General features: G+C 72.6%; 9 protein-coding genes. 4 read left to right on the forward strand and 5 right to left on the reverse strand.

Going from position 1 to position 13062, the window contains the following annotated elements; translation table 11 throughout:
- Window positions 1-510: 510 nt before the first annotated feature.
- The 3 genes from EV190_RS16075 to EV190_RS16085 are packed head-to-tail and all read right to left on the reverse strand — an operon-like array spanning window position 511 to window position 3021.
- Window positions 511-1773 (reverse strand): Dyp-type peroxidase, encoded by a 1263-nt coding sequence (locus EV190_RS16075; RefSeq protein ID WP_133742391.1) that lies wholly within the window; start codon window positions 1771-1773, stop codon window positions 511-513.
- Window positions 1773-2336, reverse strand: coding sequence for a copper chaperone PCu(A)C (locus tag EV190_RS16080; protein WP_133742392.1), 564 nt, complete (start codon window positions 2334-2336; stop codon window positions 1773-1775). The genes EV190_RS16075 and EV190_RS16080 overlap by 1 nt, the downstream gene beginning before the upstream one ends.
- A 37-nt stretch (window positions 2337-2373) precedes the next feature.
- Window positions 2374-3021, reverse strand: coding sequence for a copper resistance CopC family protein (locus tag EV190_RS16085; protein ID WP_133742393.1), 648 nt, complete (start codon window positions 3019-3021; stop codon window positions 2374-2376).
- Window positions 3022-3222: 201 nt separating this feature from the next.
- Here EV190_RS16085 and EV190_RS16090 point away from each other — a divergent pair, with 201 nt between their 5' ends.
- The 4 genes from EV190_RS16090 (at window position 3223) to EV190_RS16105 (ending at window position 7259) form a co-directional block, all read left to right on the forward strand.
- Window positions 3223-3705, forward strand: a complete 483-nt coding sequence (locus EV190_RS16090; protein ID WP_133742394.1) for a DUF3592 domain-containing protein — start codon at window positions 3223-3225, stop codon at window positions 3703-3705.
- Window positions 3706-4203: 498 nt separating this feature from the next.
- Window positions 4204-5628 carry a hypothetical protein gene (locus EV190_RS16095; RefSeq protein ID WP_133742395.1) on the forward strand — a complete coding sequence of 475 codons (1425 nt, stop codon included), beginning with the start codon at window positions 4204-4206 and terminating at the stop codon, window positions 5626-5628.
- A 25-nt stretch (window positions 5629-5653) separates the two neighbouring features.
- Window positions 5654-6343, forward strand: coding sequence for a hypothetical protein (locus EV190_RS16100; RefSeq protein ID WP_133742396.1), 690 nt, complete (start codon window positions 5654-5656; stop codon window positions 6341-6343).
- 217 nt (window positions 6344-6560) lie between these two features.
- Complete coding sequence (locus EV190_RS16105; protein WP_133742397.1) at window positions 6561-7259, forward strand: DUF11 domain-containing protein; 699 nt, start codon at window positions 6561-6563, stop codon at window positions 7257-7259.
- Between the two features lie 276 nt (window positions 7260-7535).
- Here EV190_RS16105 and EV190_RS16110 read toward each other — a convergent pair whose 3' ends face one another.
- Together EV190_RS16110 and EV190_RS16115 are read right to left on the reverse strand one after the other, a co-directional pair.
- The gene (locus EV190_RS16110) at window positions 7536-10865 is read right to left on the reverse strand and encodes a right-handed parallel beta-helix repeat-containing protein (RefSeq protein ID WP_133742398.1); all 3330 of its coding nucleotides are present in this window, start codon (window positions 10863-10865) and stop codon (window positions 7536-7538) included.
- A 94-nt stretch (window positions 10866-10959) separates the two neighbouring features.
- Window positions 10960-12678: a hypothetical protein gene (locus EV190_RS16115; protein ID WP_133742399.1), complete on the reverse strand. Its 1719-nt coding sequence runs from the start codon at window positions 12676-12678 to the stop codon at window positions 10960-10962.
- Window positions 12679-13062: the final 384 nt, after the last annotated feature.

Genomic DNA, 13062 nt, shown 5'->3' on the forward strand with positions numbered 1-13062 from the left:
AGCACCGAACCAGGGCCTTAGCCGCCAACTGCCAACACAGCTGGAGACTCGATGGAGCAGGCTGCTCCCGTCCCGAAGCCGTCACCCTGCCGCCTCGCCGTTCCGGCGGCGGGCCGGTGAGCGTCTGCCTCACCTCGTTCCCCGGGGTGGTGGAGAGCGTCGCGCCCGCGCGGCGGTTCGTCACCGGGGTCCTGCGGATCGCCCCCGGGGTCACCGTCCCCGAGGCGTTCGTGGACCGGGCCGAGCTGATCACCTCGGAGCTGGCCGCCAACGCGGTGCCGCACACCCGGTCTCCCTCCGCTGATCTTGACCTTTCCGGGGTCTCAACCGCTTCCCAGACCCCGAAAACGTCAAGATCGGCGGAGGGAAAGCGAGGGGAAACGGACACCACGGACAACCGGGGAGCCACCCGCCCGCCTGCTCATCCGAGGGCGGTGCTGAGGGCGGGGCGGTCGGTGCGGCCGTGCTCGCCGTCGAGCGCGCGAAGGGCGGACCCCCGTCCGCTCCCGGTCAGGCGTCGAACAGGGTCTCGCCGACGAAGCCGCCCTCCTCGCAGCCCGGGGGGATCGCGAAGACCGCCGACCCGATCGGGCTGATCCACTCGTTGAGCAGGTCGAGCTCGTCCAGGCGCTTCTGGATGGGAACGAACTGGCGGTCCACGTCGGCCTGGAACGAGGCGAAGACGAGACCGGCGTCCTGGCCCTCGGACCCGGTGACGGGCAGGTCGTAGTTGTACGCGCGGCGGAAGATCCGTTCGGCGGGGTCGTCCGTTCGCGCCCGGCGGATGTGCGCGAACTCGGCGATCACCGGGAAGCCGAGCGGTGTGACGGCGTCGAAGTCGGGCTCGTCGTGCTCCCGGGAGCCCGTCAACGGGGCCCCGTCGGCCAGGCGGCGGCCGACCGACTCCTCCCGCCCCGACCGGTCGAGGCGGTCCCACTTGTCGAGGTCCATCGCGATCCGGCGGATGACCAGGCTCGTGCCGCCGCGCAGCCAGTCGGGGTTGCCGCCGCCGTCCCAGACGATCCGCTCGAAGTCGTCGGTGCCCGGGGCCGTGTTGACGGTCCCGTCGACCTGCCCCATGAGGTTGCGCATCGTGGTCCCGGCGGCCTCCGAACCGCGGGCCCGCCGGAAGCCGGCCTGGACCCAGCGCACCGCGCCGAACGCCCGCACGTCCTTGGTCAGCATCCGGGTGGCGTGCGCGACGGTCAGGGGGTCGTCGGCGCAGACCTGCAGCAGCAGGTCGCCGTCGCTCCACTCGTCGCGCAGCCGGTCCACGGCGAACTCCGGCAGTGGCCGGAGCCAGGACGGCGCGGCGTCGGGGGCGACGCGCTCGACCAGGCCGGGACCGAACCCGAAGGTCACGGTCAGCCGGGCCGGGACGTAGGCGAGTTCGGGCTCCGAGTCGGCCAGCGCGGCGTCGCCCTGGGAGAGCTTCGCGACGTCGTCGGTCAGCAGCGTCAGCAGGCGGCGCGTCCTCTCCCGGTCGACGTCGGCGGCCAGGTCGAACGCGACGAAGTTCGCGTGCGCCTGCGGCGGGGTCTCGACCCCCGCCTGGTGGGGGCCGTGGAACGGGACGGTCTCGCCCCCGTCCGGCTCCTCGGGCGCGGGCGCGGGCGAGGGCGCGGGCGCGGGTGGCTCGCCCCGGCCGGCGAGCAGGTCCGCGCCCACCAGGGCGGACGCGCCGAGACCGGCGGCGGCGCCGCCGAGGAGGAGGTGCCGCCGACTGAACGGCGTCCGGGGTCTTTCCGCGCTGCCCTGCCGGTCGCCGTCCATCAGTGCTCCGCGTGGCCGTCGTCGTGGCCGTCACCGTGGCCGCCGTCGTAGTTCTCGTTGGCGCCCTCGTACGCCTTCACCGGCGCGGTGAACTCCGCCGTGGAGCCGTCGGAGAACTCCAGCGCCACCGCGACCTCGGTGCCCGGCTCCAGGTCCTTCTCCAGGGCCATCAGCATGATGTGGTCCGCGCCCGGTTCGAGGACGTGGGTCCCGCCCGCCGGGATGGTGAAGCCGCCCTCCTTCTCCCGCATGACCGAGTTGCCGTCGTCGCCGGTGACGACCTCGTGCAGCTCGACCATCCCCGCGCCCGAGGCGGTCGCCGAGACGACGGTGGCGTCGGTGCCGGAGGCGTTGCCGAGGATCCCGAAGGCGCCGGTCATGCCGTCGTCCTCGGTGGCGGCCTTGACCCAGGCGTCCTCCGCGCTGAACGACTCCGCGGCGGTGCCCGTGGCGTCCTCGGCGGCGGCCGGGGCCTCGGCGTCCGCGACAGGGCCGCCGCACCCGGTGAGGGCGATGGCGGCGGCCGCCGCCATCGCGGCGAACGCGGTCTTCGTGGTGCTCATTCGAGTCTCTCCTCAGGCCGGACGCGGCCGGCCGTGGTCACTGGTCCTGGTGGTGGGGGGCGCGCCGGGAGCGCCGTCGGGCGGCGAACACGGCGACGCAGTAGACGCTCAGCCCCGTGGCCGCGCCCAGCAGGGCGAGGACGACGGTCCGGACGGGAAAGGACGTCTGGGAAGAGGCGGCCGCGTCGGCGGCCGGTGAGGGCGGGGGTGGCGCGGTCCCGCCGTCGGCCGTGGCCGGAGGAGGCCCGTCGGTCTCCTCGGGCACGTCGCCCGCGATGAAGTCGAAGGTCCCGCTGATGGGGTGCCCGTCGCCGGAGACGACCCGCCACCGCACGGTGTAGGCCCCGTCGGGCAGGTCCGGCGGCAGCCCCTGGACGACATCGGGGCCGTCGACGCGCGCCTCGCCCTCGGCGACCGGGGTGGATCCGCTGTCCAGCACGGTCACCGCCGCGCCGAGGTCGAGGACGTCGCCGCTGAAGGTCAGCGTGATGTCCTCCGGGGCGCTGTCGAGCCGCTCCCCGTCCTCCGGCGTCGACGCGATCAACTGGTCGTGCGCGGCCGCGGGCGAGCCCGCGAGCACGACACCGCCCAGCGCCGCGCACCACACGGCCGCCGCTCCGGCCGCGAGCCGCAGGCCCGGACGGAGCCTCCGCCGGGGCCTTCTGTCTCCTCGCCAAACAGTCACGCCTCAGAAGTCGGACGCGCACCCCGAGAAGTTCCCGGCGATCTTGACCTTTCCGGGGCCTCAGAAGCGGTTGAGACCCCGGAAAGGTCAAGATCACCAGGAAAGGGGGGTAAGGGACACCGGAACCGCCCGAAGGCCGAAGGCGTCCCAACCGTTGTCACGCGTTCCGACGCGTTCTCTTCCGACTGACAGGGGACGGCCATGAACTCCTCCGACCGCAGCGTCCGGATCTCGTTCGGGGGCGGGGGGAACCCCGGCGGGTTCGTCCTGGGGGTGTTCGGCCTGGTACTGCTGGTCCTCGGGGTGGTCTTCACGCTCGTGGGCGGCTCGGACTACTCCGACCACACCGGGCGGGCCGAGGCGGTCGTGGTGGAGAGGGAGGTCGACACCAGGCGGAGCTCGGACGGCCGGAGCAGGAGCGACGTCGACGTCTACGTCAGCTACGAGGTGGAGGGGACGCGGTTCGAACACGTCTCCCTCAGCGGTCTCGACCCGTCGGACCACGACGAGGGGGAGCGGCTCACCGTCGCCTACCACCCGGACTCCCCGGAGTCTCCCGTCACGGTCGGGAGCACCGAGCCCGGGGCTTTCGATATCTTCCGGTACATCGGGATCGCCGCGGGGGTGGCCGGGCTCGCCTGTCTGGGCGGCGCCGCGGCCCTCTTCCTGCGCAAGCGGTCCTGAACAGCCTGGCAGCGAGTTCCGGTCAGGTTTACAACGGATGAGTAAGCGGCCGGATGTGGCCACTTCTGCCCCGACTTCACGGGCTCCGCAGCCCAGGAAAAGGTGGGATCGGTTTGTTCGCAGCGTGTTCGAATAATGACCGTACGGTCTGTAAGCGCAGTTCACCGGGCTTTTCCAGGAGAGCTTCCGAATCTGTCTCCAGCCAGGGCGCGCTGATCGGACGGCTGATCCTCCTCTCCGCAAAACGCAGGCCATCCCGGTTTCGGATCGGTATGATCGCACGTGTCGGCGGGCAATCGCCTCTGTCCCCCAGCAGCCCCCCCGGCCCCCTGTCGGCTCCCTCCGACCACACGAACCGCTCCCGCGTTTCCGGGGCGCGCACGCACCGTACACGGACGGGTTCGAAGCAGCGATGATCACAGCGCCTCTACCCCCAGAGGGCCGCGACGTGCTTCCGGCCTCGCCGTGCCCGGCCGCCCGATCCGACTCGGAGGTGTCATGAGCGGCAACGGCACCCCGCCCCACGTCGAGGAGCGCGTGACCGTCGTCATCTCCCCGGACGAGATGAGCGCCGATGTCACCATCCAGGGCCAGACCCGGACGGTGCGCGGCGGCGACGCCAAGGAGACCCGCAGGGCGGCCCTCGACCACGCCGCGGGGTACGCCACCCACATCGGCCGCCCGGTCATCATCGAGGCGCGCGACGCGTTCAGCGTCCAGCGGTTGCAGGCGCTGCCCGGAGGGGTCATCCGCGGCCTGACCGAGACCCCGCCCCCGAGTCGGCCCCGGAAGGCGCCGAAGCCGCGCGGCGGCGGCAGCGGCAGGCTCCCGGTGGTCATCACCGCGGTCGTGCTCGCGGTCGTGCTGGTCGCGGTCGTCGGGATCATCGTCGTCCGGTTCATGCCCGATTCCACGGCCGCCCAGGAGGAGACCGGGACCGAGGTCGAGACCGTCCCCTTCGACGCGCGGCCCGCGCCGGCGGGCTTCTCCGACGAGGCCATCTGGCGCATCCCGCTCTCCGAGGGCACCCGCCCGGCCGTCGCCGACGACGGCAGCAGGGTCGCCGTCATCGGTGCGGACGGGAAGCTCGCGGTCATCGGTGCGGACGGCCGACGCACCTGGGAGGCCGACCTCCCTCTCCCCGTGGGCGACCTCCAGGGGCCGCTGAGGTTCGCGGCGGCCGAGGACGGCTTCCACGTCGTGGCCGTGGGTTCCGCAGGGCTGTGGATCTGGCCCGTCGAGGGAGGCGAACCCCAGGACTACGAGCTCTCGGAGGACGCCCAGGTGACCTTCGGAGGCAGCGGTCCCCTCGTCACCACCGAGGACGGGGCGTCGCTGCCCGTGGACGGTGAACTCGTCCCGGTCGAGGCCCCCGACGACACGGGCGCCATGCTCGCCCACCAGTCCACGGTGCTCATGGCCTCCGCCAACGACGCGTGGTTCTGGGCGCCGGCCGAGGGCGAGCCCGACAGGGTCGCCCCCGCCGAACCGGAGAACGCCGGAGACCTCGACAGGGTGATCACCGCTTCCGAGAACCACGTCGTCGTGCGGTGGGAGAGCGAGGAGGACGACCGCGTCATCCTCGCCGTCCACGACGCCGACGACGGCTCCGTCTTCTCGTCCACGGTGATCGCGGCCGGAGAGCTGGCGGACGCGCGCTGGATCGAAGGTCCGGACGTGGCCGCCTACGGGCCGATCGTGGTCGACCTGGGTTCCGGGGAGAACCGGGTGCTGCCCGGGTTCAGCCCGCTCAGCGCGGCCGGCGGCACGCTCTACGGTGAACTGGACGACGGCCAGGTGGCGGTCGGAGCCGACGGCGAACCCATCGAGATGGACCAGGACGCCGCCCGTCCGTGGGGCCTGCTGGACGGCCACGCGATCGTCCTGGCCGACAACGACCTCTATGCCCTTTCCCCCAACTGACCCCCGTTCAAAGAACAGGAGACACATGTCCTATACGGCACGTGCGATCGGCGTGACGGCCGCGGGCCTGCTGGCCTTCGGCTTCACGACGGCGCCGGCTATGGCCGACACGGTCGAGGAGGCGCCTGAGACGGCGCTGTCCGTGGAGCTCGTGGCCACCCTCGACCTTCCGATCGACCCGCCGATCGACCCGCCGGTGGACCCGCCCGTGGACCCGCCGGTGGACCCGCCGGTGGACCCGCCGGTGGACCCGCCGGTGGACCCGCCGGTGGACCCGCCGGTGGACCCGCCGGTGGACCCGCCGGTCGACCCGCCGGTCGACCCCCCGACGGACCCGCCGGTGGACCCGCCCACGGACCCGCCGGTGGACCCGCCCACGGACCCGCCGGGTGACGGCGACGACGAGAACCCGCCCGTCGACCCGACTCCGCCTCCCGGCGGCGGTGGCGACGACCGTCCCGGTACCGGTGGCGACACCGATGGGGGCGGCGACCGTCCCGCTGGCGACACCAACGGCGACGTCGACGACGCCGACAACGGCGACCGCGACGGCTCCTCCGACGACGGCGACGAGAGCGACGACGAGGCCGACGAGGAGCTGCCGGTCACCGGTATCGACCTCAGCGGCTTCGTGCTCGGTGCCTCGATCATCACCGGAATCGGCGCGGTGACGGTCTTCGCGACCAGCCGCCGCCCCATGCGGGTCCAGCAGTAGCAGCACCGGATCCGGCCGGACGCGGTCGGAACGGGTGAAAGAGCCCCCTGCGCGCTTCGGTGCGCGGGGGGCTCCGCTTTTCCCGCTCCTCGTCCACTGCCGCCGTGATCAGGACGGCAGGGCGCGAAAGCGGGGGTGCGGTGTCGCTCCGTGTTGATATGGCTGCTCTTGGTTATCCTCGTGTTGTTCGATCGGACATCGTTGGGGAGTGCGTGGAATGGCCGTCCTGAGCAGCGACTTCGTCGCGCGTGGTGCCGCAGTCCTCGTCGCGGTGGGGAGTGTCGCCGCGATCCAGGCCGGCGGGGTGGCGCTGGCGGGCGGGAGGCCCGAAGCCCCGCCGCCGTCCCCCTCCAAGCCCCCGCCGCCCGCTCCCGAGCTCTCCGTCGCCATCACCGACGCCCGCGACCAGATGGCCGTGGGAGAGGAGACCCGGTACATCGTCACCCTGCGCAACGAAGGCGAGAAACCGGTCAAGGACATCGTCCTGGCGCAGACGGCCCCCGTCCAGCTGGAGTTCCTGGCCGCCGACGAGAACGGCGAGATCCACGAGGGGACGGCCCTCTGGCGCGTCTCACTCGACCCCGGCCAGGAGGCCACGCGGACGGTCACCGCCCGCCTGGACGAGGCCACCTCGGACCTGTGGCGCGTGGCGACCACCGTGTGCGCGGGGCGGGAGTCGGACCCGGCCCCGGTCGTGTGCGGCACCGACTCCAACCTGCTGCCCGCCGCCACCCAGGCGAGCACCGCGAACACGGGGTCCACCGGACTGCTCGCGCCGCTGCTCGCCGGTGCCGCGGGCATGGCCGCGGTCGTGCTGCTGGCGGCCGCCGGGGCCTTCCTCTTCGTCCTGCGCAGACGTAACCGCGAACGCCGCGCCCGGGCGATCCGGGTCCTGAGAGACCTCTCCGACCAGTAGGGACCGGCCAGGGCCCGCTAGGGAAGCTCCGGCTCGGAGGTGAATTCGGGCACCGGTGGTTTTGTTGACGGTCGTGGGCTTTCTGCCCGTTTCGGGGCCGGGAAGGGCAGAAAGCCCAAGACCGTCAACGGACCCCTCACGCAACGGACATCATGGGCGCGGCCTTGACCCTCACCCGCCGTCGCCGCCCGCCGTGACCCCGCGATCCGCGTGGCGTGAGGCCGAAAGACCCCCCGAAGCACCGGCACGCCGAACCACCCCCGCGTCGGAGGCTTCCTAGGGCGCGGGGACGTCCTCGGGGAAGAGGGTGGTGAACGCCTCCAGGTCCGCGGCCCCCGCCATGTTGACGAGGCGGCCCGCCTGGCGGGTGATCATCCGCTCCATCACCTGGCGGGCGTAGCGCGCGTTGCCGAAGGAGGCGTCGCGCTGCACCGAGGAGAAGTGCTCGGCCAGGGCGGCCAGCGTCTCCTCGCCGCACACGTACCCCGAGCTCTTCGCCATCCGCTCGACGATGGTGACCAGTTCCTCGTCGCTGTAGTTGCCGAACTCCACCCGGTGGCTGAACCGGGACGCGAGACCCGGGTTGGAGTCCAGGAAGCGCTGCATCTCGTTGGTGTACCCGGCGACGATCACCACGACCTCGTCGCGGTGGTCCTCCATGAGCTTGACGAGGGTGTCCACGGCCTCCTGGCCGAAGTCGTTGCCGCCGCCCTTGGGGGTCAGGGTGTACGCCTCGTCGATGAACAGCACGCCGCCCTTCGCGCGCTCGAACACCTCCGTCGTCATCTGCGCCGTGTGCCCGACGTAGCGGCCCACCAGGTCCGACCGCGCCGACTCGATGACCTGCCCCGAGGAGAGCACGCCCAGCGTCTTCAGCAGGCGGCCGTACAGCCGCGCGATCGTGGTCTTACCGGTACCGGGGGCGCCCGCGAACACCAGGTGGTGGCTCATCGAGGGCACCGGCAGTCCGAGGGCCTTGCGCTGGTTGGACATGACCAGCAGGTTCGCCAGGTCGTTGACGGTGGCCTTGACCTCGCCCAGGCCGATCATGGAGTCGAGTTCGCCGCGCAGCACGGTCAGCTCGTCCGTCGGCTCCCCGTCGGGGCCGGCCTCGGAGACCTCCACGCCCAGGTCCACGGGCAGCAGCAGGGTGAGGTCCCCGGGGTTGTCGGGCGGCTCGCTGCCCAGGCGGAACGCCTGCCGGTCGATCATCTCCTCGAAGATCTTGCGGGCGGTGCGGCCGTTGCCGAACGTCGCGTCCCGGTGCATGTCCTCGAAGTGCGCCCGCAGCGCGGTCTTCGTGTCCTCGGCCAGCTCGTACTGGTGGGTGGCGCACATGCCCTCCACGATCCGCACGAGCTCGTCCACCTCGTAGTTGGGGAACTCCACCGTGCGGCTGAACCGCGAGGCCATACCCGGGTTCGCGGCGAGGAAGCCCTGCATCTCCTCGGTGTACCCGGCGACGATCACCACGACGTCGTCGCGGTGGTCCTCCATGAGCTTGACGAGGGTGTCGATGGCCTCGCGGCCGAAGTCGGGGCCGCTGCCGCCGCCGTCCTTCTTGCCCGAGAGCGTGTACGCCTCGTCGATGAACAGCACACCGCCTTTGGCGCGCTCGAACACCTCGGTGGTCTTGATGGCGGTCCCGCCGACGTACTGCGACACCAGGTCCACGCGCGCCACCTCGACGACGTGCCCGTAGCGCAGCACGTCCAGTTCGGCGAGGATGCGGCCGTAGAGGCGGGCCACCGTGGTCTTACCGGTACCGGGAGGCCCGCCGAACACCAGGTGCCTGCTCATCGGCGGAGTCGGCAGCCCCATCTCCGCGCGGCGCTTGGCCATCTGGTTGCGGTTGATGAGGGTCTTGACCTCGTGCTTGACGTTCTCCAGCCCGATCAGGGACTCCAGCTCGGCCAGCGGCCCCTCCGGCTCGGGCTCCGTGCCTCCGGCCGGGGCGCCCGCGGCCGCGCCCGGGACCCCTCCGGGCATCGGCGGGGCGGGGGCCCCGGCGTCCTCCCCGTAGGCGTCAGGCGCGCCATTGCCGCTGCTCAGCAGCTCCTCGGCGCGCATCCGCTCGCTCTGCACGGTCTGGCGCAGGCCCGCGCGGCTGTTGTCCCGCACCGAGCAGTCCTCGATGAGCACGTCCTCGGTGCTGTGCACGAGCACGCCGTCCCCGGCGTTGCCGAAGACCTCTGTCCTGCGCAGGGCGGCCTTGGCGCCCGAGGCCACCAGCACGCCGTTGCGGCGGCCGTTGTAGACCCGCGAGCGCAGCACCGAGACGTCGCCGCCGTTCTGCACGGCGACCCCGTCGCCCGTGCACTCGGAGATGTCGCAGTCGCGCATGTCCACCTTGGCCTCGGCGCCGACGGTGACACCGCTGTCGCGGCTCTCGCGGATCTGCACCCCCGTCAGCAGGGGCCGGGAGCGCTCGTCGGCCTGCACCGCGTTCTTGCCGGTCCGCTCGAACGTGACGTCCTCCAGACGCCCCTGGCCGCCCTTGCGGAACCGCACGCCCTGGCCGCGCGTGTCGACCACGGCCACGCCCCGCAGGAACGGGCTGCTGGCCTCGATGACGAAGCCCGGCCCCTTGCTGCCGGTGACCAGGCCCCGGTCGAACTCGACCGTGCTGTTGCCGCCGATGCTCACGCCGGTGCCGCCGCGCACCGTCAACCCGATGAAGGACGTGGCGGCGCGGTCCTCGGCGCGCACGCCGTCGCCTTCGGGCTCCTCCACCTCGCAGTCGGTGAACAGGCCGCGCGCCTTGCCCCAGAGGTGGATGCCGACGCCCTTGGAACGGGCCACCACCACCCGGTACAGCTGCGGGTCGGAGCCGTTGTACACGCCCACGCCGCGCCCGCCGACGTCCTCGAAGCGGCAGTCCTCGACCGTCGTCCTGGCGCGGGTGGAGATGGCCAGCCCGTCCTCGGAGGTGTCGTGCACGCGCACGTCGCGCAGGGACGTGCTCGCGTTGTCCTCCAGCGCGATCGCGGGCTTGGCGCAGCCGGAGATGTCGCAGTCCTCGATCGACCCGCCGGCCTGGCCGCTGGCGAAGACCCCGTTGCCGCGCACGTCGCGGAACACGCACGCGCGCACGACGGGCCGCCCCCGGTCGCTGATGACCAGGGCGCTGGTCTCGACGTCCTCGATGACGCAGTCCTCGATGATGCTGGGCTCGGCCGTCGTGATCACCACGCCGGCCCCCGCCGAGCAGGTGACCCGGCTCTCGCGCATCGCCAGCGCGCCGGTCTCGCGGACCACGACGGCGGTCCACGCCGAGCCGTCCACCTCGCAGTCGGCCATCTCCGCCTGCCCGGCGGGGATGTCGACCACGGGGCGCTCCTCGTCGCGGCCGCGCAGGACCAGCCCGGAGAGCTTGACGGCCTCGGCGCCCGAGATGACGGCGCTGCCCGACTCGGCGATGACCTCGACGCTGCCGCGGCCGTCCCGCGCCAGCAGGGTGACGACCTTCAGCAGGACCAGGCTCTCCTCGTAGCGTCCTGGGGCGATGGTGATGAGCGCGCCGCTCTCGGCCGCGGCCACCGCGGACTCGATCGTGGCGTACCCCGTCGATCCATCCGGAGTGACCGTGAGGAGTTGCCTGGCCATCTGCGGTTCCTTTTCTCGTTCCGGGCCCGGGACGGCCCTGTTCACGTGCGGGCGGAGTCGGCGCGCGCCGACCCCGCCCAATGCTGCTCCGGCGTCAGGAGCACGTGGCGCGGACCGCCGAGGCGGCGACGTGCGTGCTCGTGTTCTCCTGTCCCGCAAGGGGGTTCTCACCGATGTTGGTGAGCTGGACGGTGAACTGCTCGGCCGGTGAGGTGAAACCGGTGACCTGCACCCATCCTCCCTTGACCTGGGACTGGTTGATGCCGAAGACGGCGACGGCGTCGCCCTCGGCCTTGTCGCGGGGGAAGATCTGGTACCTGGCCTCCTGCTCGCCGATCCAGAGCGGGGACTCGTCGTCGGGGACGTGGACGTACAGTTCGCACTCCGCGTCAGCGTATCCGGGGGAGAAGGTCCAGTACGCGAACTGGCCGTCCCCGTGCTCGGGATCGCCCGACACCGGGATCGCGTCGTAGCCGCCGGCGCAGCCGTCCTGGTCGTGGCCGCCCTCGCGGGTGGCCCAGCCGGCGGTGCTGTTCTCGGGGTACCACGATCCGGCCTGGCCGTAGGCGCCGCCGTCGGTGGCGCAGCCGGGACCGGCCAGGGCCGAGTACCGGTCGCCGGAGGGCGAGGCGGAGGGCGAGGCGGAGGGCGACGGGTCGCCGGAGGGCGAGGGGGCGCCGGAGGGGGAGGGATCGGCCGAGGGCGACGGGTCGCCGGAGGGGGAGGGGGCCGAGTTGGAGGGCTCGCCGGAGGGGGAGGGCTGCCTCTCCTCGGCGGAGGGGGAGCTGTCGGACAGGGCGGAGAACGTGCCCGCCTCCTGATCCCCGGAGTCGTCGGAGGGGGCCGAGCGCTGGTTCGAGTCCTCCTCGTCCCCGCTCTGCTCCTGCCGCTCCTCCTCTTCCTCCTTGTCCGAACCCGCGGTGTTCACGTCCGGCAGGTCGTTGATGATCCCGCCGTTCGCGGGGGTGTCCGCGTCCTCGGACCCGCCGGCGGCCTGGCTGCCGCCGCCGTTACCGCTGTCGTCCTTGTCCGCCGTGCGGGAGCTCCCCTTGGAGGAGTCCCCTCCGCCGCCCGCGGCCACGTTGCTGCCCGCGCCGCCGGTCTCCTGCTCTCCGCCGCCGCTCCCGCCGCCGTCCTCGGGGGAGGACGACGGGATCCCGGCCTGCTGCTCCATGGCCTCGGGGACGTAGCCCGGACCGGGGTCCGGCGCGTTGTTGACGCCGCCGCCCCCGCCGCCGTCCGGCGCGCCGCCGCTGTCGGCCTGGCCCTGGTCGGCGGAGCCGCCCTGGCCGCCGGTGCCGGAACCGTCCGAGGAGGTGTCCTGCTCGGAGCCGGTCTGGCGCTCGTCCCCGGTCTGCTCGTCGTCTCCGGCCGGGCCGCCCCCGGAGAGCGGGACGATGTCGAGCGAGACGCCCTGGACGCCCGCCGAGACCGCGAACGGCGCCGCGATGAGGAGCAGGCCGGCGATCGCCGCGCCCGCCAGGACGGGACTGCCCGGTCGCCCCGGACGGGGGGAGGCGTCCACGGGGGCCAGCGGTTTGACCGCGCGGGCGCCCACGGCGTCGATCTGGGGGCGTCCGGCCTCGGCCGTGTCCGCGGCGGTGGCCGTCGCGGCGTCGGCCCTGGTGCCGGGTTCGGTGGGCGGAGGCGCGGAGAGGTCCTCGGTCCCGCCGGGCCTGAGGCTCTTGGGCGCGGACGCCTGCCCGGCGTCGGTGTCCGGCGAGGCCGCCGGACGGGCGGTGAGCGAACCCCAGTCCGCGGACAACGCGGAGGAATTCGCCTTGTCGGGCTCACCCTTGGATTTGTCGGTCATTGACGAGCGTCCTTTCGAAACCCCTCGGCCGATCGTGTGGTCGCCTTGCGGGGGCGTGTCCTCAAAACACCTGGGTCGATGTCCGGTCCGCGGTCTGGGGGTGGGAACGGCGTCGAGGGTCTCACGGCCCGGAGGGCCTGGTACCCGGGCGCCGACGGGCCATTGTGCGGTTCCTGGACGGGGTGACGCGATAAGGGCCGGGCCTAGGGCTGGTGTTCAGGCCCATTCCTGGTGCTGCCGCACCCTTTTTACCATCCTTCGCCCTAATAATTCTTCTGGCAATAGTTGGTTTTGTGTAGGTGTCGTGTCGGTTTTGTGTCCGTTTCGTGTTTCCGGCCCGTGCTTCGGTGTCCTGCGGCAGGGCCGGGGCCTGGTGCTTCCCGA

Origin of the sequence: Actinorugispora endophytica, assembly GCF_004363075.1 — a bacterium.
GTDB lineage: Bacteria > Actinomycetota > Actinomycetes > Streptosporangiales > Streptosporangiaceae > Actinorugispora > Actinorugispora endophytica.

Excerpts from the sequence above, each read along its gene's own strand:
- EV190_RS16095 (WP_133742395.1), top strand. The coding sequence starts at position 4,204 with ATGAGCGGCAACGGCACCCCGCCCCACGTCGAGGAGCGCGTGACCGTC.
- EV190_RS16100 (WP_133742396.1), top strand. The coding sequence starts at position 5,654 with ATGTCCTATACGGCACGTGCGATCGGCGTGACGGCCGCGGGCCTGCTG.
- EV190_RS16115 (WP_133742399.1), bottom strand. The coding sequence starts at position 12,678 with ATGACCGACAAATCCAAGGGTGAGCCCGACAAGGCGAATTCCTCCGCG.
- EV190_RS16110 (WP_133742398.1), bottom strand. The coding sequence starts at position 10,865 with ATGGCCAGGCAACTCCTCACGGTCACTCCGGATGGATCGACGGGGTAC.
- EV190_RS16090 (WP_133742394.1), top strand. The coding sequence starts at position 3,223 with ATGAACTCCTCCGACCGCAGCGTCCGGATCTCGTTCGGGGGCGGGGGG.
- EV190_RS16075 (WP_133742391.1), bottom strand. The coding sequence starts at position 1,773 with ATGGACGGCGACCGGCAGGGCAGCGCGGAAAGACCCCGGACGCCGTTC.
- EV190_RS16080 (WP_133742392.1), bottom strand. The coding sequence starts at position 2,336 with ATGAGCACCACGAAGACCGCGTTCGCCGCGATGGCGGCGGCCGCCGCC.
- EV190_RS16105 (WP_133742397.1), top strand. The coding sequence starts at position 6,561 with ATGGCCGTCCTGAGCAGCGACTTCGTCGCGCGTGGTGCCGCAGTCCTC.